The following is a 21,396-nucleotide window of genomic DNA, read 5'->3' on the forward strand; positions in this document are numbered from 1 at the left end:
GCGCGGCCAGCCTTAGCGCTTCTTCTTTGCCGGCGTGCCGCCGCGCTTCTCGCGCACGACCTGCTGCTTGCTGCTGGCAGGCACCTTGGCCACATTGGAGCCCCGCGGCGCGGCAGCCTTCGAGGACGCACCGCCACGGCGTGCGGGAGCGGCCGCGACGTGCGACGTCTGCACGGGCCGGATGCCGGTGCCCGCGCGGGTCGCAACCGTCGCGCGAACGGGCAGATACACCACCACGCTGTAGCCGCGCTTGAACGCGTGATTGGGCTTCACGTCGTTCCACTCGGCCACGTTGGCCGGCTTGAGGTTGTAGCGGCGCGCGATGCTGGCAACGCTGTCGGCGCGCCCGGCCTTGACGGTCGTGCGGCGGGTGACGATCTCGGGCTGGAAGCTCAGGTGTCCGCCGTCGGCCACCACGGCCGCCACGTCTTCCTTCACGCGGGCGCCGCGCGGCACGATCAGCGTCGAGCCGGCCTTGATGAGCATGCGCGGCGGCACGTTGTTCATGGCGCGCAGGTCGGCTTCGCTCATGCCCGAGCGCTGGGCCGCATCAGCCACCGTCATGGTGTTGGGCACGACCCAGGCGGTCCAGCTGGCGTACTGGCCCTGCGAATAGGCGTCGAAGTTGCGCTGGAACACGGCTGCGTTGTCCCACGGCAGCAGGATCTGCGGCGTGCCGGCGGCGATCAGCACCGGCTTGTGCGCTGCGGGGTTGAGCGCGCGGAAGTCGTCGAGCCGCACGTCGGCCAGCTTGGCGGCTAGCTCCACGTCGAGGTCGCGCGTGAGCGTGACGGTCTGGAAGTACGGGTGGTTGGCGATCAGCGGCAGTTCGGTGTTGAAGGCCTGCGGGTTCGCCACGATGTTCTTCACGGCCTGCAGCTTGGGCACGTACATGCGCGTTTCGGCGGGCATGGTGAGGTCGCTGTAGGTGGTGGGCAGGCCCAGGCGCTGGTTCTTGGCGATGGCGCGGCTCACGCTGCCTTCACCCCAGTTGTAGGCGGCCAGGGCCAGTTGCCAGTCGCCGAACATGCCGTAGAGCTTCTGCAGGTAGTCGAGCGCGGCGCGGGTGGAGGCCACCACGTCGCGGCGGTCGTCACGGAAGATGTTCTGCTTCAGGTCGAAATCGGTGCCGGTGGCCGGCATGAACTGCCACATGCCCGCGGCGCGCGCGCTGGAGATAGCCTGAGGGTTGAACGCGCTCTCGATGTAGGGCAGCAGCGCGAGTTCGGTCGGCATGTTGCGCCGCTCGAGTTCCTCGACGATGTGGAAGATGTACTTGTTCGAGCGCTCCGTCATGCGCTGGATGTAGTCGGGCCGGCTGGCGTACCACTGCTCGCGGTCGCGCACCAGGTCGCTGTCGAGGTTGGGCATCTTGAAGCCGCGGCGGATGCGGTCCCACATGTCGACCGGCGGCGCGAGCGTGACCACGCTCTGCGAATGGGCCTGGCCGCTGGGGAGGGGGGAGAGCGAGTCGCGCGGGTAGATGGGGGCCGCGCTGCCGGCGACCTTGGAGCCGGTGCCGCCGGCCTGGGGTGACGATGAAGAAGAGGGGGAAGAGCTGTTGTTGTTCGTGCCCGCGCAGCCCGCGAGCACCAGTGAACCTGCAAGGCAGGTGGCAGCGATAAATTTCATCGGAAGTCGTTTTTCCATTGGCGCAGTGCGGCAAACACGTCGGCTTCGGCTGCATCGGCAGCAAGCTCGGCGTGGGCACGCACCGCTCTAAGGACAGTGGCTTCGCGGCTGCGAAGAAAGGGGTTGACCTGGCGTTCGATTGCCAGTTGTGACGGCAGCGTGGGCTGCCCCTTCGCGCGCAGGCTTTCGCAGCGCGCGTTGTAGTGACTCAGTTCGGCGTTGGCCGGTTCCACCGCCTGGGCGAAACGCAGGTTAGAAAGTGTGTACTCGTGAGCGCAGCAGACGCGCGTGTCGCCGGGCAAAGCGGCGAGTGCATCGAGCGAGGCCAGCATTTGCGCAGGCGTGCCCTCGAACAGCCGTCCGCAGCCACCGGAGAACAGCGTGTCGCCACAGAACAGCAGCGGTGCGTGGTTGAGCGCGGTTTGCGCGGCGGGGAGGAAGTAGGCGATATGGCCGGCCGTATGGCCCGGCACGTCGATGACCTCGAAGCGCAGGCCGAGCACTTCCGCGATGTCGCCCTGCGCCAGCGGCGTGTACGGCTCGGGAATGCGCTCGCGTGCGGGCCCCCAGACCGGGGCGCCGGTGGCTGTATGCAGCGCGGCCACGCCCCCCGTGTGATCGGGGTGGTGGTGCGTGACTAGAATCGCGGCCAGCTGCAGCTTGTGGCGCGCCAGCGCGTCGAACACCGGTTGGGCATCGCCCGGATCCACCACGATGGCGTGGGACCCGTCGTGCAGCATCCAGATGTAGTTGTCAGCGAAGGCGGGCAGCGGAACAAGGGTCATGAGCGGTCAAATTATAGGTTTGCAGGATTGGTTCGCGACCCCCCCGGGGCGCTACCTTCTGGCTTGGGAGCAGGCCCAGTTCGATCAGGCGGTGGCCGATGTGTTCGGCTATCACGCGCTGCAGCTGGGCGCGGCAGAGGTCGACGGGCTGCGCGCCAACCGCATGCCGCACCGCTGGCTGGCACTGGACGACCCCGCCCGCGCCAGCAAGGCAACGCTCCTGACCGACTTCGCGGCGCTGCCTTTTGCAGCCAACAGCCTCGACCTGGTGGTGATGCCGCACGCGCTCGAACTGAGTCCCGACCCGCACGCCACCCTGCGCGAGGTCGAGCGGGTGCTGGTGCCCGAAGGCCGCGTGGTGATCTGCGGGCTCAACCCGGCCAGCCTCTGGGGCATGCGGCAGCGCCGCGCGCACATCTACCGCCGGCTGGGCATCGGCGATCTTTACCTGCCCGAAGGCGGGGAGTTCATCGGCTACTGGCGCATGCGCGACTGGCTGCGCCTGCTGAGCTTCGAGGTGGAGTCGGGCCGCTTCGGCATCTACCGGCCGGCAGTGCGCAGCGAGGCCTGGCTGGAGCGCTCGCGCTGGATGGACGCCGCCGGCGAGCGCTGGTGGCCGATCTTTGGCGCAGCCTATTTTTTGGTCGCTGTGAAGCGGGTGCGCGGCATGCGCCTGCTGAGCGCCGACTGGCGGCGCGCAGGCGCCCGCGCCACCGCGCCCGTGCCCATTGCCGGCAAGGTGCATCGCAGCGAGCCGAACAAGAATTGAAATGATCGAAATCGAATGAAGAGGATCGAATGAAAGAGAAGGAAAAGTCAGTTTGAACGAAGTCGTGATCTACACCGATGGTGCGTGCAAGGGCAATCCCGGCCCCGGTGGCTGGGGCGCGTGGCTCAAGTCGGGCGCCACCGAGAAGGACCTGTTCGGCGGTGAACTCAACACCACCAACAACCGCATGGAGCTGACCGCCGTCATCGAGGGCCTGGCCGCGCTCAAGCGGCCCTGCAAGGTGCTGCTGTATCTCGACAGCCAGTACGTGCGCAAGGGCATCACCGAATGGATCCGCGGCTGGAAGGCCAAGGGCTGGCTCACCGCGAGCAAGCAGCCGGTAAAGAACGTCGAGCTCTGGCAGCGGCTCGACAAGCTGGTGAGCGAAGGCGGCCACCAGATCGAATGGCGCTGGGTCAAGGGCCACTCGGGCGATCCGGGCAACGAGCGCGCTGACATGCTGGCCAACAAGGGCGTGGACAAGGCGCTGGGGCGCCTCTGAGTCGGGCGGCCGCTGGCCGCTCTTTCTTTCCCCGGCAGCTAGATCACGCCGTCGAACATCATCACATCCACCTCGTCGCCCGCTGCCACGCTGCCCTGGTCGTGGTGCAGCACCACAAGCCCGTTGGCCTCGACCATCGAGCTGAGCACCCCGGAGCCCTGGTGGCTCGCAACGCACACTTCGGGCAACGCGCCCCGCACGTTCTTCACGAAGCCGCGCTGGTATTCGGTGCGGCCCGGCTTCTTGCGGATCGGGCTCGTGCTGCGCGCGCGCAGCAGCGGTGGCGGCGCGGCGGCTGCTTCATGGCAGCCCATCATGCGCAGCAGCGCCGGCCGCACGAAGGCCAGGAAGGTGACCATCACCGCCACCGGATTGCCCGGCAGGCCGAACAGCACGGCCGGCTGCGGTGACGCCTCGCGCGGAATCAACCCCACAGCGAGTGGACGGCCCGGGCGCATGGCCACGCGCCAGAACGCCATGTCGCCCAGCTGCTGCATCACGTCGCGCGTGTGGTCGGCCGCGCCCGCGCTGACGCCGCCGCTGGTGACGATGGCATCGGCCTCGCGCGCGGCGCGCTGCAGCGTGGCGGCGAGCGTGGCCGGGTCGTCGCGCACCAGGCCGAGGTCGATCACCTCGCAGCCCAGTCGCGTGAGTAGGCCGATCACGGTGTAGCGGTTGCTGTCGTACACGGCGCCTTCGCGCGGCGCGTCGCCGAGGCTCAGGATCTCGTCGCCGGTCGAAAAACAGGCCACCGGCAGCCGCCGCAGCGCGGGCACGCCCGGCAGGCCGAGGCTCGCGACCATGCCGAGCGCGGCGGGCGAGAGGCGTTCGCCCTTGCGCAGCGCGGGCTGGCCCTTCATCAGGTCTTCGCCCGCGAAGCGGCGGTTGTCGCCGCGGCGCAGCACCTTGGCCGGGAAGCACACGCGGTCGCCGTCGACCTTGCAGAACTCCTGCGGAATGACGGTGTCGAGGCCCGCCGGCATCATCGCGCCGGTCATGATGCGCACCGCATCGCCCGCGCCCAGCGCGCCGCGCCAGGCCGCACCGGCCAGCGCCGTGCCCGCCACGCGCAGCGTGATGGAGGCGTCGATGGGGGCGTCCTTGGGCAGCACCGAGCCGTCGAAGGCGTAGCCGTCCATGGCGGAGTTGTCGTGCGGCGGCACGCTGATGGGCGAGACGATGTCTTCGGCCAGCACGCGGCCGAGGGCATCGAGCAACGAAACGCTCTCGCGCTGCGTGACGACGGCCGTGGCCGTCAGTTGCGAAAGGAAGGCGTGGACGGCCTCGACGCTCAGGTCGGCGGCGTCGTCATAGCCCGTGAGGGTGGAAGCGATGTCTGCGATGCGGCTCATCGGTTTTCGAGGGCGTGCAGTTCGGCCAGGGTGTTGGCGTTGAAAAAGGCGTCGGGCGCGTCGCCGGGGCGGTCGAAGGGCACGTGCACCGTACGGTGCTGCGCGGTCCATGCGTGGACCTTGCGGCCGCCGGCTTCGGTGTAGCGCTGCAGGCTGCCGCGCAGGTCGGCGCGCAGCAGGCAGAAGACGGGTTGGGGGCGCAGCACCACGTCGCCCTCGGCGGCTTCGGGCGCGGTGGCGATGGCGATTTCCGCATTGCCGGCAACGACCGCTTCGGCGAGCCGGGCGGCCAGGTCGGTCGGGAACAGGGGGGTGTCGCAAGGCACGGTCAGCAGCCAGGGCGTGGTGCAGTGCTCCAGCCCGGCCAGAAAGCCCGCGAGCGGCCCCGCATAGTCCGCGAGGCTGTCGGGCCGCACCGGCACGCCGAAGGCTTCGTAGTCGGCGAGGTTGCGATTGGCATTGACCATCAGCCGGCCGACCTGCGGCCCCAGCCGCCGTATTGCATGCAGCGCCAGCGGTTCGCCGTTGAAAGGCTGCAGCCCCTTGTCGACACCGCCCATGCGCGAGCCGCGTCCGCCGGCCAGCAGCAGCCCCGTGATGTCGGCGGTTGCGATGGTGGCGTGCGCGGGCATGGCGGCCGCCTGCGTCATCCGCCGATGTAGCTCATCTCGACGCGGCGCGGGGCCTTGTCGCCGGCATCGCCACTGTCGTCGTCCGGACCGTGCAGGGCGCGCAACTCGGAGTAGCGGTCGGCGCGGCCCTGCCAGATGTGGCCGATGGCCGAGGAGATGTCGTCGTCGCTGGCGGTGCCGCGCAGCAGTGGGCGCAGGTCGTGGCCGGCGCTGGCGAAGAGGCAGAGGTAGAGCTTGCCTTCGGTCGACAGGCGCGCGCGGCTGCAGTCGTGGCAGAAGGCCTGGGTGACGCTGCTGATCACGCCGATTTCGCCGGTGCCGTCGGCATAGGCCCAGCGCTGGGCGGTTTCGCCGGGCGTGGCGGCTTCGAGCGGCACCAGCGGAAATTCGGCATGGATGCGCGCGATGACGTCGGCCGAGGGCAGCACCTCGTCCATGCGCCAGCCGTTGGTGGCGCCCACGTCCATGTACTCGATGAAGCGCAGCACCACCTTGCCGCCGTGGTGCGTGCGGAAGTAGCGGGCCATCGGCAGGATTTCTTGATCGTTGGCGCCGCGCTTGACCACCATGTTGACCTTGATGGGGCCGAGGCCAGCGGCGATTGCCGCGTCGATGCCGGCGAGCACGTCGGCCACCGGAAAGTCGACGTCGTTCATGTGGCGGAACACGGCGTCGTCGAGGCTGTCGAGGCTCACCGTCACGCGCTGCAGGCCGGCAGCCTTGAGCGCGCCGGCCTTGCGCGCGAGCAGCGAGCCGTTGGTGGTGAGCGTCAGCGCCAGCGGTTCGCCAGCGGGTGTGCGGATCTCGGCGAGTTGTTCGATGAGCCCCTCGATGTTCTTGCGCAGCAGCGGCTCGCCGCCGGTCAGCCGGATCTTGCGCACGCCGTGGGCGGCGAACAGGCGGGCCAGCCGCGTCATTTCCTCGAAGCTCAGCAGCGCGCTGTGCGGCAGGTACTTGTAGTCCTTGTCGAACACATCCTTCGGCATGCAGTAGCTGCAGCGGAAGTTGCAGCGGTCGGTCACGCTGATGCGCAGGTCGGTCATGGGCCGGCCCAGGCGGTCGAGCAGCAACCCCGTGGCGGGCACGGCAATCTCCGGTACGGCCACGGCGGGGCGTGCGCGGCCGATCGTGGAGATCGGGATGACGGTGCTGCTGCTGTTCTTCATGGCTTCGTGGAAGGGGGCTCCGATTTTGCGCCAGGCCCCAAGGGCCTGTGAATCGGAGGCTACTTGATCACCGCCGCATAAATCATGTCCCGGGTCAATGTTCTGTAATGTGTTCTGTACTTTGGCGACTGCAGCATGAGCAAAACGAACATCTCGTTCTTCGGGTCGACCCACATGTAGGTGCCGCCCGCGCCGCCCCAGTTGTATTCACCGCCGGCCGACGGGTAGGGCGCCTCGCCGTCGTTGCGGCGCACGGCAAAGCCCAGGCCGAAGCCGTAGCCCGGGCCCGGCAGGTAGAGCGGGCCGGGCACGATGCCGGCGCCCGCGTTGGAATGGTCGGCGGTCATCAGCGCGATGGTGCGCGGGCCGAGGTAGCGCTTGCCGTCGAGCGAGCCGCCATTGAGCAGCATCTGCAGGAAGCGCGCGTAGTCGTTCGCGGTCGACACCAGCCCGCCGCCGCCCGATTCGTACTTGCGCACGACGCGCGGGTCGTTGAACTCGGCGCCCACGCCGAAGCTGCGGTCGCTGGCCAGCGGCTCGGCAATGCGCGGCTGGCGCGCCGGCTCGGGCACGTAGTAGCTGGTGTCCTTCATGCCCAGCGGGTCGAGCAGGCGGGTTTTCTCGAACTGGTAGAGCGACTGGCCCGACACCACCTCGATCACGCGGCCGAGGATGTCGGTCGACTGGCTGTACTCCCAGGTCGTGCCGGGCTGGTAGGCCAGCGGCAGCTTGGCAAGGCGCTGGGAGAACTCGGCCAGCGTCGGGTCGCCGACGCCCAGGTCGGCGGCGTTGTAGGCCTGCTTCACGAGGCCCGGGCCGAAGAAGCCGTAGGTCAGGCCCGATGTGTGGCGCATCAGGTCCTGCACGGTGATCGGGCGGCGCGCGGGCACGGTGTCGAGCACCGGCTTGCCGTCGGCGCCGGGCTTCTCGACGCCCACCGTCATGGTGGCGAACTCGGGCAGGTAGGTCGAGATCGGGTCGTCGAGCTTCAGCCGGCCGTCTTCCACCAGCATCATCGCGGCCACCGTGGTGATGGGCTTGCTCATCGAATAGATGCGGAAGATACCGTCGCGCGGCATTGGAGTGCCGGCCACAGGGTCGAGCTTGCCGACCGGTTCGAACCACGCGACCTTGCCCTGGCGCGCCACCAGCAGCACCGCGCCCGGAATCTTGCCGGCGGCCACGTCGGCCTTGAGCACGTCGGTGAGCATCTGCAGGCGCCCGGTCGAGAGGCCGACCTGTTCAGGCCTGGCTGTCGGCAGCGATTGCGCCGCCGCCAGCAGGGGAAGGGCCAGGCCGAGCACGGCCGCGCGCAGGCTGCGCTTCAGGAATCTCATGGTGTTGTCTCCGTCTTGTTGTGAATGGAAAACCTGTGCCGCCTCTCGTGGGCGGCTGCGGGCTATCCGCGGCAGAGCTTCAGGTTCGTGCGGGTGGCGCGGACCACGGGCAGGAAGATCTCGGCGTCGGCCGGCGGGTAGTTGTCCTTGATGCCGTCGTCGGTGCGGTCGGCGTCCTCGGCCAGCGGCTGCAGGGTCTTGAGGCAGGCGGCGCGGTCGTTGAGCTTGAACTGGGTGAGCGCGAGGTCGTTGCGCAGCCAGGCCTTGGTGATCCAGTCGAGGGTCTTGTCGCAGTCCGAGAGCACGGGCGCGAGGGTGGTCTGCGCGGCAGCGTAATCCTTCGCGTCGTACTGGCGCTTGAAGGTCTTGCGCGAGTTGGCCACGGCCTTGTCGGTGCAGGCGGGGATGGGGCGGGTGTAGGTGCCCTCGAAGCCGGCGCGCGCGCCGCAGTTGTCGCGGCATTGATCCGCGCCGTTGGTCGTGACCTGCACCTTGTCGGCGTTGACCGCGAAGTTCACCACACACGCCGAGTCGTCGAGCTTGGCCTTGCCGCGCACGATGGTGCCGTCGAGTGCGCAGGTGTGTGCGTTGGCGCCGATGGTGGTGATGTCGAAGTGCCCGTCGGGCTTGACGCGCAGCGAGCCGCTGCCCCGTTCGTAGATGTAGTCGCCGGCCGGCGGCGTGGCGGTCTGCGCGGCGGCGAGGCCGGCGCAGGCGAGCAGGGCGAAGGGAAGGATGCTCTTGAGCTTCATCGTTGGAAATCTCCCGGGAAACGTGCCGCAGCGCAGTGTATCTATCGTTGCCGAAAGCTTCCTGAAATGGCCGGTTTGCGCCATCTCTGCCGCAGATGTCTTGACATGGACAATGAGAATTCCTATCATTTAGGTGCCTGAGTACGCAAACACGTCGACAACGCAAAGGGCTCTTCCAACCAAGGAGCTTTTCGACCGTGCCGTACACCCTGCCAGCCTTGCCCTATGCCTTCGATGCGCTCGAACCGCACATCGACGCGCAGACGATGGAAATCCACCACGGCAAGCACCACCAGACCTATGTGAACAACCTCAATGCGGCCCTGAAAGACACGCCGCACGAGGGAACGCCGGTCGAAGAACTGATCGCCAACGTCGAGCAGCTGCCCGAGGCGCTGCGCGCGCCGGTGCGCAACAACGGCGGCGGGCACGCCAACCACAGCCTGTTCTGGACCGTGATGGCGCCAGTCGGGCAGGGCGGTGGCGGCACGCCTACTGGGGCGCTCGCGGAAGCCATCGACACCGACCTGGGCGGTTTCGACGCCTTCAAGGAGGCCTTCACCAAGGCCGCCCTCACGCGCTTCGGCAGCGGCTGGGCGTGGCTGTCGGCAGGCCCCGGCGGCAAGCTCGCCGTGGAGAGCAGCGGCAACCAGGACAGCCCGCTGATGCGCGGTATCGGCTCTGGCAACACGCCGATCCTCGGGCTCGACGTATGGGAGCACGCCTACTACCTCAAGTACCAGAACCGCCGTCCCGAATACATCGCGGCCTTCTACAACGTCGTGAACTGGGCCGAGGTGGCCCGGCGTCACGCCGCCGCGACCGGCGGCTGAGGAGCAGGCCCATGAACGAGCCGCAGCAGCGCGCGATGGCAGGACGGCAACCCAGGCAGGCCCGCCCGATCCGCGAGTGGGTCGGCTTCGCCATCGTCGCGGCCGGCGTGCTGGTGGGCGTGTTGCAGTTCTGGCAGTTCGTGCGCGGCGATCCGCTGGTATGGAATGCCTTGCTAGGCGGCTCGGTAGCCGCGCTGGCGACCGCGCTCGGCACGCTGCCGGTGCTGTTCTCGCAGAAGCTCCCGGAGCGGCTGCAGGACACGCTGTTCGGCTTCGGCGCCGGCGTGATGCTGGCGGCCAGCGCCTTCTCGCTGATCATCCCGGGCCTGGAGGCCGCAAAGAATGTGGGCGTGTTCGGCGGCGACAACTGGGCGGCGGGCGGGGTGATCGGCTCCGCCATCCTGCTCGGCGGCATCGTGCTGATGCTGATGGACCGCGTGCTGCCGCACGAACACTTCATCAAGGGCCGCGAAGGCCAGGCCGCCAGGCAGTTGCGCCGCACCTGGCTCTTCGTGTTTGCGATCGCGCTGCACAACGTGCCCGAAGGCCTGGCCATCGGCGTGGGCTATGCGGCCAACAACGGGCTGCGCGCCGACGCGCTGGCCACCGGCATCGCAATCCAGGACGTGCCCGAGGGCCTGGTGGTCGCGGTGGCGCTGCTGGCTGCTGGCTACAGCCGTGTGTTCGCGGTGCTGATCGGCATGGCCTCGGGGCTGGTGGAGCCGCTGGGTGCGGTGCTGGGCGCGGCCGTGGTCGGCCATTCGGCGATGCTGCTGCCTTGGGGGCTCGGCTTTGCGGCGGGCGCGATGCTGTTCGTGATCAGCCACGAGATCATTCCCGAGTCGCACCGCAAGGGGCACGAAGCCTTTGCCACGAGCGGGCTGATGATCGGCTTCGTGCTGATGATGCTGCTGGACACCGCGCTGGGCTGACCAGCCCCGCGCGGTCAGCCGTGCTTGACGGCGACGGTTTTCAGCGTGGTGAAACCGTACAGCGCTTCGAAGCCCTTCTCTCGTCCATAGCCTGAGGACTTGACGCCGCCGAAGGGCAATTCGACGCCTCCGCCCGCGCCGTAGTTGTTGATGAACACCTGGCCGCTGCGCACGCGCTTGGCCATGCGGAACTGGCGCGAACCGTCGGCGGTCCACACGCCCGCCACCAGGCCGAACTGCGTGGCATTGGCGAGCGCGACCGCTTCGTCTTCGTCGGTGAAGGACATCGCGGCCAGCACCGGGCCGAACACTTCTTCCTGCGCCAGTCGATGCCCGACCGGCACATCGCGCAGCAGAGTGGGCGCCTGGTAGAAGCCAGTCTCGGGCGCTTCCTCGACCACGATGCCCTGCGCCACCATCGGGATGCCGGCATGCTGCGCGTCGCTCAGGAAGTCCCACACGCGCTGCTGCTGCGTCTGGCGGATCAGCGGGCCCACGTCGAGGTCCATGGCCGCGGGGCCGACGCGCAGGGCTTCGAAGGCATGGCCCAGGCGCTCGAGCAGCGGTTCGTAGATGCCGCGCTGGATCAGCACCCGCGAGCCGGCCGAGCAGGTCTGGCCGGCGTTCTGCACGATCGCGTTGATGACAACGGGAATGGCCGCGTCGAGGTCGGCGTCCGCAAAGATGATCTGCGGGCTCTTGCCGCCCAGCTCCAGCGTGACAGGGCAATGCCGCTCGGCTGCCACCTGCTGGATCAGCGTGCCGATCTTCGGGCTGCCGGTGAAGCTGATGTGGTCGATGCCTTCGTGCCGCGCGAGCGCGTCGCCCACTTCATGGCCGTAGCCCGTCACGATGTTGAGCGAGCCGGCCGGAAAGCCGACCTCGGCTGCCAGCTGCGCCACGCGGATCAGCGAGAGGCAGGCGTCTTCGGCCGGCTTCACCACGCACACGTTGCCCGCCGCCAGGGCGCCGCCCACGCTGCGCCCGAAGATCTGCATCGGGTAGTTCCACGGAATGATGTGGCCGGTAACGCCGTGCGGCTCGCGCCAGGTGAAGACGCTGTAGCCGTCCTGGTAGGGGATGGTCTCGCCGTGCAGCTTGTCGCAGGCGCCGGCATAGAACTCGAAATAGCGCACCAGCGCCACCGCGTCGGCACGCGCCTGCTTGACGGGCTTGCCGCAGTCGCGCTGCTCGATGAGCGCCAGTTCGTCGACGTGCTCGGCGATCTTTTGCGAGAGCTTGTAGAGCAGGCGGCTGCGGTCGGCAGCGCTGACCTTGTGCCAGACACCCTCGAAGCAGTCGCGCGCGGCGCGCACGGCGGAGTCGATGTCGGCGGCATTGCTGCGCTGGATTTCGTCGAAGGCCTGGCCGTCGGAAGGATCGATGACCGGCAGGGTGCGGCCGGAGGAGGACGGGACGTCCGCGTTGGCGATGTAGTTGAGCTGCATGGGGCTGGATTTTGCGCGAAGCACGCGCAATCCGTGGCCGGGCGGCCCGGCGTCCCTCTGCTCGTGTCTACTTGGCGGCGGTGGCCTTCGGCAACGCCTTCACGGCATTCAACATGCGCTCCACGTGCTTGTCCGGATTCAGGTTCTGGTAGTAGTAGGCGACCTTGCCGTCCGGCGAAATCACGTACGACAGGCGGTTGGCGAAGTCCGGCCGCGTCTGCATCAGCGCGTCGAAACCCTGGATCACGGTCTTGTTCTCGTCCGATGCCACCGGAAATCGGCTCTGGCACGACTTGACCGAGAACTTCGACAGGGTACCTATGTCGTCCGCCGAGACGCCGATCACGGTGGCGCCCAGCGCGGCGAACTGGTCGACGGCTTCGGCGAAGGCGTGGGCCTCGATCGAGCAGTCGTTGGAATCTGCCGCAGGAAAGAAGTACAACACCACCGGTCCCTTGGCGAGCGCATCAGCCAGCGAGTAGCGGAAGGTCTTGCCGCCCAGGGCGGCGTTGGCGGTGAACTTGGGCACGGGGTCGCCGATGTCCAGGGCGGCCCAGGCAGGGTGGGCAAGGGCTGCAAAAATCGTCATCCATGCGATGCGATGGAGGTGCGAACGAGCCATGATGTAACTCCGAGCGATGTGGAGCGAATTCTAGGCTTGAGCATCCCCTGAATGGGCCTTTGAAACCGGCGCGGGCTGGCCGGCGTATTGAACACAACAACCGAAAAACGGCGGGAAGCACCAAGCAATGGGCGAACCATCATGAACACCTGGCTCTCGTTTCTGCGCATCGCGCTCGCGGGCGTCCTGATAGCGGCACTCGGCGCCTGCGGCTCGCTGCCGCCGGCGCGGGAGCGGCCCGCCGAGTTCGCCGCCTCGGCCGACCCGTCGACCACGCTGGCGAAGATCGTCGCCGCCTCCACGCCGCCCGACGAGCATTCGGGCTTCCGGCTGATGCCACTGGGCGTGTACTCGCTCGATGCGCGCATCCAGCTGGCCCAGCGGGCCCAGCGCTCGCTGGTGGTGCAGTACTACCAGCTCGAGAACGATGCCGTTGGCCGCCTGCTGCTGCGCACGCTGCGCGAGGCTGCGGGCCGGGGCGTGAAGGTGAGAGTGCTGGTGGACGACCTGTACACCGTGAAGAGCCAGCAGTTGCTGCTGGCGCTGTCCGAGGCGCCCAATGTCGACGTGCGCCTGTTCAACCCGTTCTGCTGCGGGCGCAACGGTTTCCTCTCGCGCTTTGCGGCGTCGCCGTGGGAGATTCCGCGGCTCAACCACCGCATGCACAACAAGCTCTTCATTGCCGACGGCGTGATGGCGGTGGTGGGCGGGCGCAACATCGCCGACGAGTATTTCGTGCTGAGCGAGGCGCAGAACTTCATCGACATGGACGCGCTGGTGGTCGGCAAGGTGGTGCCGCAGCTCGAGTCGATCTTCGACGCCTACTGGAACAGCGAACAGGTCTGGCCCATTGCCGACATCGTGACGGGCGAGGGCGGCCGCAAGCCGACCGGCACCGACTTCGACAGCTGGGTGGGCATGGCCGCGCCGCCGCCGAAGATCGTGTTGCCGCCGTCCGACATCCTCGGCTACGGCCCCATTGCCGAAGAGCTCGACGGCGGCCGCATGGGCCTGCTGTGGGGCGAGGCCCGTGCCATCGCCGACCCGCCCACCAAGCCCGCGACCATGACAGCCGACGAGGCGATCTCCACCAGCGTGACGATGAAGGTCTGGGCGCTGCTGCTCGACGCCAAGACCGAGGTCGACATGACCTCGCCGTACCTGGTGCCGGGCGAGCGCGGCATGGAGGCCTTCGAGGACCTGACCCGGCGCAAAGTCAAGCTCACGTTGCTGACCAATTCGCTGGCCGCCAACGACGAGCCGCTGGTGCACACCGGTTACGCGCGCTATCGCGAGCGGCTGTTGCAAGGCGGGGCCGACCTGTACGAGCTGAGCCCGCAGCGCACCAGCGCAGGCGAGCGCTTCGGCATGTTCGGCAAGTCGCTCGGGCGGCTGCATGCCAAGACCGCGGCCATCGACAAGACACGCATCTTCATCGGCTCGATGAACCTCGACCCGCGCTCGGCCAGCCAGAACACCGAGATGGGGCTGGTGGTCGACAGCCCGCAGCTGGCGCGCGAGATGATGCGCGTCATCAACATCAGCAAGCTGCAGAACTCCTACCGGCTGCGGCTGGCCAAGGACACCGGCACGCTGCAATGGCTGACGAACGACGGCGAGAAAGAAGTGATCCTGACCTCGGAGCCGGAGTCGAGCTTCTTCCAGCGCTTCTACAACATGCTCATAGCGCCGATCGTTCCCGAGATGCTGTTGTAGCCTCGGGGGATGGCGCAGACCTTCACTTCGTTGTCCGCCCCGCAGGTCATGCTGTGGGGCGTGCTTTTTTTCGGCGGCATCTATCTCGGCTTCGGCGGCATCACGTGGCTGCTGACGAAGCGCGTGCTGCCGGCGCTGGGCATCGGGCGCGAACTCGATCCGCGGCCGATGCAGCCGGGGCAACTGCGGCGCGAGCTGGGGCAGTCGGGCGTGTCGGTGTTGATCTTCGGGCTGGGCATGGTGTTTCCGTGGGGGCTGCTTCAGCTTGGCTGGGCGCGGCTCGACGGCGATGCGGGGTGGCAGCAGATCGCGGTCGAGATCCTCGTGCTCGCGTTCTGGAACGACGTGCATTTCTGGATCAACCACCGATTGCTGCACACGCGCTGGCTGCGGCGCTTTCACGGGCCGCATCACCGCTCGTTCGTGACTACGCCCTGGGCGACCTACAGCTTCCATCCCGTCGAGGCGCTGATGCTCGGCAACGTGATCCTGCTGCCGATGGTGGTGCACGACTTCAGCTTCTGGTCGCTGGCGGCGGTGCCGGTGTTCAGCCTGTTCTTCAACTGCATCGGGCATTCGAACTACGACTTCTTCACGGGCGTGTCGTACAGCCACTGGTTCGCGGCAAGCCGCCGGCACCATCTGCACCATGCCGTGCACAACGGCAACTACGGTTTCCAGTTCACTTTCATGGACCGGCTCTTCAGGACGCGCATTGCGGCCGATGCAGCCGAGCCGGTACTTCAGGCTTTCCGAAAGAAGCATGGCGCGACCACGGCTTGACGCGAGCCGTCGCCTGCCGGGGCTGCGCCACTGGCGCGACTGGCAGAGCCTTGCCTACCTCGCCGCCTTGCCTGCGCTGGCAGCGTGGCAATGGCTCCACGGTTTCAACGCGCTGCTGTATGGGCTGATGCTGTTCCTGACGCTCGGCGTCGGCGTGATCCATCACAACCACGTGCACCTGCGCATGTGGCGCGGGCGGCGCATGAACCGGCTGACGGATTTCTGGATCACGCTGCTGCAGGGCCACCCGACCTTCGTGTTCTGGCCCGCGCACGTGGCCAACCATCATCGCCACCGGCACGGGCCGAGGGACGTGGCGCGCACCTACCGCTTCGGTGGCGACACCAATCATCTGCGGGGCTATCTGCTGCATCCGTTCCAGGCCGTGTGGGTGCTGATTCCGGTGTTCTTCGCGTGGCTGGCGCGGCTGCAGAAGCATCGGCGCGGCGCATGGCGCTACTGCATGGCGCAGTACGTGCTGTGGCTGGTCAGCTGGACGGTGCTGCTGGCGCTCGATTGGCGCAAGGCCCTGCTGTTTGTGATCGTGCCGCAGCTGCATGGCCTGCACTGGCTGCTGGCGACCAACTACCTGCAGCATGCGCATGCCGACGGCCGAAAACCCGTGCGCAAGGAGGCGCCGGGCGATACCTCGGGTAGCCAGCTGAACTACGCCCGCAATTTCGAGGGGCTGGTGAACCCCTTGCTGTTCAACATCGGCCTGCACACCGCACACCACGAGAACCCGCATGCCCATTGGTCCGAGCTCACGCATCTGCATCGCACGCGTTACCGCGCGCGGGTGGATCCTGTGCTCAACGAGGGCGGGCTGGTGCCGTACATGGTGCGCGTGTTCGTGCTGGGGACCGTGTGGCCGCGTTTTCGCAGCCGCTCGCTGATGCCTCCCGATTCATCCATCACCTGAACCATGCCTGTCTCATTCCAACGCGTCTATCTCGAAAGCGCCGGTTACTTCATGCCGGGCGAGCCCATTCCCAACGACCGCATGGACGCGTACATCGCGCCGCTGAACCGCATGTCGGAGCGCATCAAGCGGCGCATCCTGGCGGAGAACGGCATCCTCACGCGGCACTACGCCATCGATGCGGAAGGCGTGACGCAGCACACCAACGCGCAGCTGGCGGCCGGCGCGATCCGCGACTGCCTGCGGCGGGGCGGTGCGGAGCTGTCGCGTGTGTCGCTGCTGGCCAGCGGCTCGTCGGGCGGCGACACGCTGATGCCGGGATTCGCCAACATGATCCAGGGCGAACTGGCGGCTCAGCCGATGGAAACGCATTCGGTGCACGGCATCTGCGCGGCAGGCGTGTCGGCGATCCAGACTGCCGCGCAGGGCATCGAGCTGGGCGCGCACCGCTCGGCGATGGCGGTGGCGAGCGAGATGCCGTCGCGCCTCTTCAAGCGTTCGCGCTTCGCGGCGCGCGGCTATGAAACCGACTTCGACTCGCACTTTCTACGCTGGATGCTGTCGGATGGCGCGGGCGCCTTGCTGCTGTCCGACGGCACGCCCGCACTGGCCGACGCGCCTGGGTTGCGCCTGAAGCTGAAGTGGGTGCATCAACGTGCGTTCTCGGGCGACTACCCGGTCTGCATGCAGCTGGGCCTGACCGAAGACCGCGCGCGCGGCCACCTCGACTTCGGCTCCTGGGCCGAGGCCGAGGCGGCGGGCGCCTTGTCGCTGCGGCAGGACATCCGCCTGCTGCCGCATCTGTTCGACATCGGCATCCACGAATACGCGGGGCTGGTGCGCGACGGCTGGGTCGATCCGAAGCGGGTCGATCACTTCCTGTGCCATTACTCGTCGGAGAAATTCATCCCGGTGGTCGAGGACCTGATGGCGAAGGCCGACCTGTCGATTCCGCGCCAACGCTGGTGGAGCAATCTTGCGTGGCGCGGCAACACCGGAGCAGCGTCGATCCTGGTGATGCTGGCTGAGTTCCTGCACACCAAGACGCTGAAGCCCGGCGAGCAGATCTTCTGCTACGTGCCGGAATCGGGGCGCTTCATGGCGGCGTACATGCTGCTCGAAGTCGAGGCAGCCGATGCGGCGCCCGTGGTGGTGGCGCCCCGAGCGGCAGCGGTGCCCGACGACGACCTCGTCATTGCGCCTCCGCATGACCCGGCCGCCGCACCCGAAGGACTCGGCGCCTTGCTCACCGAGCTGGCCGCCATCTGGCACGACTACCGCTCGCGCGTCTGGCGCACGCCGCTGGTCCGCCAGATCCGCGAGCGCCGTTTTGCCGTGCCCGACTACCTGAACTGGATGGAGCAATGGGTGCCGCAGGTGCGCGAGGGCAGCCTGTGGATGCGCGAAGGCGCCGCCTCGCTGAGCGAGCCGTACCAGGTGCTGGCCTCGCTGATCGGCGTGCACGCGGGCGAGGAGCAGAACGACTTCAACATCCTCTTCAGCGATTACCGCAAGGCGGGCGGCACGGTCGAGCGCATCGAGGACCTGCGCCGCAACCCGGGCGGCGAGGCGCTCAACGCCTATCTGCACGGACTGGCCGCCACGCGCGACCCGATCGGCCTGCTGGGCGCGATCTACATCATCGAGGGCACGGGCCAGCGCATCGTGCCGGCGCTGTTGCCGCTGCTGAAGGCCAGCCTGAAGCTGCCGCCCGATGCCTTCCGTTTTCTCGAATACCACGGCCACAACGACGAGCACCACCTGAGCCGCTGGCTCACGGCGGTCGAGATGGTGATGGCCGTGGAAGGGCAGGCGCGCGCCGCCCGCCAGATTACAGACACCGCGCGCCACACGGCCGCGCTGTACCTGATGCAGTTCCAGCACATCACGGAGCGTATGCCCCATGGATCGAACACCTGATTTCCTGACGCAGGCGCACGACGAGCGCGACCCCAGTCCCTGGCTGGCGCTCTACCTCGACCAGAGCACGCCGCTGCCCGACAACGTCAAGGCGGCGTGGCTGGCCGATTCGAGTTCGGGCTCGCGGCAGTATCTGCTGCCGTTCCTGCGGCCGATCGCGCGGCTGACGATCATCCTGATCCAGATCGTGAAGGTGTTCGTGCCGCGCAACTGGTCGCATTCGATGCTGCTGCACCGGTTTTTGGCCTGGGGGCTGAAGCGCTTCGTGTCGCCGGAGGCCAACTGGCTCATCCTGCGGCACTTTCACCTGGGCTCGCAGGTGCTGGCCTTCATCGGGCGGAATTCGCCGGCTCCGGTGGCCACCAATCCGCTGGAGCCGGCCGACATCGACGCGCTGAAGGACGAGATGTTCCTGAAGCACGACCTGAACCTCTTCAACTTCGTGATCCGGCTGAACAAGGCGCTGCGCGACAAGGGCGTGGCGCTGTGCAAGGCGGAGAAGGTCGATTTTTCGATGATCAGGGAGCCAGGGCTGCGGCTGGAGGACATGCCCCAGGGCAGGCTCAATTTTCTCGACCTGCAGAGCGCCATCGAGCTGTTCACGCCGCTCTACCAGCTGATGCTCACGGACAACGATTTCTGGCGCGCGGCCAATTCCTTGCAGCTGGACGAAACCATCGGCATCTACACGGCGACGCTCCTGAACGCGCCCGAACACCTGATCCTGGTCAACAACAAGCATCCGCTGGTGCCCCTGTCGACCCTGCGGGCGGGGCACCGGCTGGTGATCCACGGGCTCTCGACCGAGATGCTGCACAGCCTGCTCCAGCGGATGCAGGCGGCGCAAAAAGCGGGGGAGCCGGAGACATCCCTATACGAGCAGCCACTTGCATAGGCGTATGCTGCCCCCAGATGGAAACCATGAACACGACCGATAATCCGTCTCCCAAGACCGATCTGGCAGTGACCCACGTGCTGGCGCAACTGCTGGAAAAGCTTGAGCACAGCCCTGTGCCCGTAGGCGCAGAGCAGTACCGCTCCGTGGTCGAGCACCTCGTGCATGAGTTCGAGGACGTCGAGCAGGGCGCCGAACTAGGCCGCCTGCTCGATGCCTATCCGGCCGCGGCCGAGGTTTACGAGAACCTCAATTACAAGCACGCCGGGCTTTGCCGCTCGGCGTTGGACGCTTCCTTGGCCGCTGAAATCAGCGCACGGGAAGCCATTGCACGCGCAATGCGCAGTGCATAACTGAACAGCAAGGACAAGACGCATGGCGAAGGGTGAAGTGAAGACGGCAGTGGTGGCGGATGGGCTGCGTTACAAGTCCAAGACGCCGGGTTCGCCGTTCCGCGCCTCGGCGTCGTTCAGCGGCGCGACCATGTCGTGCTTCATGTGCGGCAAGCACCGCGTGCGCTCGCAGCTGCGTACGCGCCAGGTGCTGGGCAAGTCCCAGACCGTGTGCGCGCCTTCCTGCAAGGCGCTCGACGAATCCCTCGAATAGGGGATGACCCCAGCTGCTGGCAGTGCGCCTGCTAGCACATCGGGGAGGCATTTTGGAGACATTTCCTCGTGCATAAGTCACGGAATGGCCTTCCGCATTGCCGGCAATCGTTATACAGTTGGACACAAATGATGCATGTAATTGCATGTAATCTAAAGTTCTACTAGTAGCCGATTTCCAATGAATTGCAGCCACACCGTCGACGCCCCTCGCGGGACATGGAATTCAACGCTTGCAAAGGGGCCCTGCCATGGCTAAGTCGCGCCACGTGGTCATGCAGGTGGTCAAACGCTCGTCCGGCAGCGCCACGCACCATGTCGAATTCCTGATGGACGACAACTTCGCCGAGCGCCTGCGGCAGCTGCGTTCGCTGGTGCCGCCCCTGGGCAGCCTCAACAAGCAGCGCGACCTCGTGATCGACAAGGTGCGCGTGCGCCTGCCCAACGCCATCTGGCGCTCGGGCAACGAGATCGAGATGGACGGCGGGGTAGACGGCTCCTGCATCGTCATCGCGGCCGAAGGTTCGTTCAATTGCGGTGGCAAGGACCGCAAGACGCGCGAGAAGCTCGTGACGTACAACTTCTCGATCGCGCGCCTGATCGAGCTGCATGCCGAGCGCCCGGAGGGCGAGACCTTCTACATCCGCGACGGCGTGTTCGCCAATGACGAGCCGGCCGAATCGCCAGCCGGCCGTTGGGTTGCGTCGATGCACGAGCTCGAAGTGGTGATGCGCGTGCCGGATGCTCCGTCCGATTTCGACACCCTGCACGACCTGACGCTGCGCCCTGAGCAGCAACAGCAGGCCGGCAGCGGCGCGCCGCACCGCGCCAATTTCTACTGAGTTTCTTGCCCGTCAGCTGGCAGCGGCCGCCTCAGGCGCCGCGCCCACCGGTGTGTACTGCGCACGGTTGTCCGCCAGCCAGCGCTCCGACAGGCTGCTGTCCTGCTGCATCGGATGGAAGTCCGCGCGCAGGTAGCTGCGCCAGCCGGCCAGGTTGCCGCGCAGCAGGCCGTCGCGGCTCAGCAGGATGCGCGCGGCGCTCTTCCAGGTCGACCATTTCCACAGCTGCTTTTCGTGGCGCAGGTTGTCGATGGTCTGGTGCATCAGGTCGCCCAGGAACATCATCGTTACGCGGCGGAACCAGCGCGTGCGCCATTCGTCGGAGCCACCCGCGGCCTGGTAGATGTCGAAGGCCACGCTCTTGTGCTCCAGCTCTTCCGCGCTGTGCCACAGCCACATGGTGCGCAGCCGGGGCTCGGCGCCGTCGAGGACCTGCGGGTGCGCCAGCAGCCACTCCGCGAACATCGCCGTGAAATGCTCGGTGGCTGCCGTCACAGCCAGCGCGTGGCGTGGGTCGGCTTCTTCCATCAGGGCCATGCGCTTGCTGGCGCGCGCCGTCCAGCCGTCGACCAGGCCCTGGCTTTCCAGATGGTTGTTGAAGAGCGAATGAATGCGCCGGTGCGTGGCTTCCTGCCCGATGAAGCCGCGCACGTCGGCCTTGTGTTTTTCCTGTATTTCGGCCGGCAGCGTGGCGACGGCGTCGCGCACCGCGTCGATGAAGAACTGCTCGCCGAAAGGGAAACTCATCGACAGGGCGTTGAAGAAAGCGGTCGAGAATGCATCGCCGCCGCACCAGTTGCGGGCAAAGGGCGGTTGCAGGTCGATCAGAAGGCGGCGGACAACGAGATCGGTCATGAAGCAAGCCTCGGGAAAAGCAGAGCTGCGTGGATGATGGTTGGTACAAATCAGTACCGCATGCCGCCATGTTGCAATTGTGAATTGGTACTGTCA

The 21,396-nt window shown here is 67.2% G+C and carries 22 protein-coding genes; 12 read left to right on the top strand and 10 right to left on the bottom strand.

Annotated features, from left to right (window positions below; genetic code table 11):
• Window positions 1-12 precede the first annotated feature (12 nt).
• A complete protein-coding gene (locus ACN9MV_RS14290; protein WP_093054347.1) occupies window positions 13-1,632 on the bottom strand; it encodes a transglycosylase SLT domain-containing protein in 1,620 nt (539 codons plus the stop codon).
• Window positions 1,629-2,417, bottom strand: coding sequence for a hydroxyacylglutathione hydrolase (gene gloB / locus ACN9MV_RS14295; RefSeq protein WP_426392809.1), 789 nt, complete (start codon window positions 2,415-2,417; stop codon window positions 1,629-1,631). Before gloB ends, ACN9MV_RS14290 begins: the two co-directional genes overlap by 4 nt.
• Here gloB and ACN9MV_RS14300 point away from each other — a divergent pair.
• Window positions 2,416-3,186 (top strand): class I SAM-dependent methyltransferase, encoded by a 771-nt coding sequence (locus ACN9MV_RS14300; protein ID WP_256216672.1) that lies wholly within the window; start codon window positions 2,416-2,418, stop codon window positions 3,184-3,186. The genes gloB and ACN9MV_RS14300 overlap by 2 nt on opposite strands.
• 52 nt (window positions 3,187-3,238) lie before the next feature.
• Window positions 3,239-3,688 carry a ribonuclease HI gene (gene rnhA, locus ACN9MV_RS14305; RefSeq protein ID WP_093054353.1) on the top strand — a complete coding sequence of 150 codons (450 nt, stop codon included), beginning with the start codon at window positions 3,239-3,241 and terminating at the stop codon, window positions 3,686-3,688.
• A gap of 38 nt (window positions 3,689-3,726) precedes the next feature.
• Here rnhA and glp read toward each other — a convergent pair whose 3' ends face one another.
• The 5 genes from glp to ACN9MV_RS14330 form a co-directional block, all read right to left on the bottom strand.
• On the bottom strand, window positions 3,727-5,040 hold the full coding sequence (glp, locus tag ACN9MV_RS14310) for a gephyrin-like molybdotransferase Glp (protein WP_426392811.1): 1,314 nt from the start codon (window positions 5,038-5,040) through the stop codon (window positions 3,727-3,729).
• Window positions 5,037-5,672, bottom strand: coding sequence for a molybdenum cofactor guanylyltransferase MobA (gene mobA / locus ACN9MV_RS14315; protein WP_426392813.1), 636 nt, complete (start codon window positions 5,670-5,672; stop codon window positions 5,037-5,039). Before mobA ends, glp begins: the two co-directional genes overlap by 4 nt.
• A 14-nt stretch (window positions 5,673-5,686) precedes the next feature.
• Window positions 5,687-6,838, bottom strand: coding sequence for a GTP 3',8-cyclase MoaA (moaA, locus tag ACN9MV_RS14320; protein ID WP_426392814.1), 1,152 nt, complete (start codon window positions 6,836-6,838; stop codon window positions 5,687-5,689).
• Between the two features lie 59 nt (window positions 6,839-6,897).
• On the bottom strand, window positions 6,898-8,175 hold the full coding sequence (locus tag ACN9MV_RS14325; RefSeq protein WP_426392816.1) for a serine hydrolase domain-containing protein: 1,278 nt from the start codon (window positions 8,173-8,175) through the stop codon (window positions 6,898-6,900).
• Between the two features lie 62 nt (window positions 8,176-8,237).
• A complete protein-coding gene (locus ACN9MV_RS14330) occupies window positions 8,238-8,927 on the bottom strand; it encodes a hypothetical protein (protein WP_093054363.1) in 690 nt (229 codons plus the stop codon).
• A gap of 197 nt (window positions 8,928-9,124) precedes the next feature.
• On the opposite strand from ACN9MV_RS14330, the gene ACN9MV_RS14335 reads away from it, so the two are divergent.
• Both ACN9MV_RS14335 and ACN9MV_RS14340 read left to right on the top strand, forming a co-directional pair.
• Window positions 9,125-9,760, top strand: coding sequence for a superoxide dismutase (locus ACN9MV_RS14335; RefSeq protein WP_093174088.1), 636 nt, complete (start codon window positions 9,125-9,127; stop codon window positions 9,758-9,760).
• Between the two features lie 11 nt (window positions 9,761-9,771).
• Entirely contained in the window at window positions 9,772-10,692 is a 921-nt protein-coding gene (locus ACN9MV_RS14340; protein WP_426392818.1) for a ZIP family metal transporter, read from the top strand.
• 14 nt (window positions 10,693-10,706) lie between these two features.
• Here ACN9MV_RS14340 and ACN9MV_RS14345 read toward each other — a convergent pair whose 3' ends face one another.
• On the bottom strand, window positions 10,707-12,140 hold the full coding sequence (locus tag ACN9MV_RS14345) for an aldehyde dehydrogenase family protein (protein ID WP_093174086.1): 1,434 nt from the start codon (window positions 12,138-12,140) through the stop codon (window positions 10,707-10,709).
• 67 nt (window positions 12,141-12,207) lie between these two features.
• The gene (locus ACN9MV_RS14350) at window positions 12,208-12,762 is read right to left on the bottom strand and encodes a peroxiredoxin (protein WP_093054369.1); all 555 of its coding nucleotides are present in this window, start codon (window positions 12,760-12,762) and stop codon (window positions 12,208-12,210) included.
• 141 nt (window positions 12,763-12,903) lie between these two features.
• Between ACN9MV_RS14350 and ACN9MV_RS14355 the strand changes: the two genes are divergently transcribed.
• From ACN9MV_RS14355 to ACN9MV_RS14390, 8 genes are all read left to right on the top strand, one after another.
• Window positions 12,904-14,478, top strand: a complete 1,575-nt coding sequence (locus tag ACN9MV_RS14355; protein WP_426392819.1) for a phospholipase D family protein — start codon at window positions 12,904-12,906, stop codon at window positions 14,476-14,478.
• Window positions 14,479-14,487: 9 nt separating this feature from the next.
• A complete protein-coding gene (locus tag ACN9MV_RS14360; RefSeq protein ID WP_426392821.1) occupies window positions 14,488-15,261 on the top strand; it encodes a sterol desaturase family protein in 774 nt (257 codons plus the stop codon).
• Complete coding sequence (locus ACN9MV_RS14365; RefSeq protein WP_426392822.1) at window positions 15,242-16,183, top strand: fatty acid desaturase; 942 nt, start codon at window positions 15,242-15,244, stop codon at window positions 16,181-16,183. Before ACN9MV_RS14360 ends, ACN9MV_RS14365 begins: the two co-directional genes overlap by 20 nt.
• A 3-nt stretch (window positions 16,184-16,186) precedes the next feature.
• The gene (locus ACN9MV_RS14370) at window positions 16,187-18,103 is read left to right on the top strand and encodes an iron-containing redox enzyme family protein (RefSeq protein ID WP_426392824.1); all 1,917 of its coding nucleotides are present in this window, start codon (window positions 16,187-16,189) and stop codon (window positions 18,101-18,103) included.
• Entirely contained in the window at window positions 18,087-18,998 is a 912-nt protein-coding gene (locus tag ACN9MV_RS14375) for a DUF6999 family protein (RefSeq protein ID WP_093074927.1), read from the top strand. The genes ACN9MV_RS14370 and ACN9MV_RS14375 overlap by 17 nt, the downstream gene beginning before the upstream one ends.
• A gap of 17 nt (window positions 18,999-19,015) precedes the next feature.
• Window positions 19,016-19,351 carry a hypothetical protein gene (locus ACN9MV_RS14380; protein WP_093054381.1) on the top strand — a complete coding sequence of 112 codons (336 nt, stop codon included), beginning with the start codon at window positions 19,016-19,018 and terminating at the stop codon, window positions 19,349-19,351.
• A 22-nt stretch (window positions 19,352-19,373) separates the two neighbouring features.
• Window positions 19,374-19,604, top strand: a complete 231-nt coding sequence (locus tag ACN9MV_RS14385; RefSeq protein ID WP_007836713.1) for a hypothetical protein — start codon at window positions 19,374-19,376, stop codon at window positions 19,602-19,604.
• Between the two features lie 250 nt (window positions 19,605-19,854).
• Window positions 19,855-20,445: a hypothetical protein gene (locus ACN9MV_RS14390; protein WP_093054383.1), complete on the top strand. Its 591-nt coding sequence runs from the start codon at window positions 19,855-19,857 to the stop codon at window positions 20,443-20,445.
• Between the two features lie 12 nt (window positions 20,446-20,457).
• Here the strand turns inward: ACN9MV_RS14390 and ACN9MV_RS14395 are convergent, their stop codons facing one another.
• Complete coding sequence (locus ACN9MV_RS14395) at window positions 20,458-21,300, bottom strand: metal-dependent hydrolase (protein ID WP_426392825.1); 843 nt, start codon at window positions 21,298-21,300, stop codon at window positions 20,458-20,460.
• Window positions 21,301-21,396: the final 96 nt, after the last annotated feature.

This window comes from Variovorax sp. R-27, from assembly GCF_049913215.1.
GTDB lineage: Bacteria > Pseudomonadota > Gammaproteobacteria > Burkholderiales > Burkholderiaceae_C > Variovorax.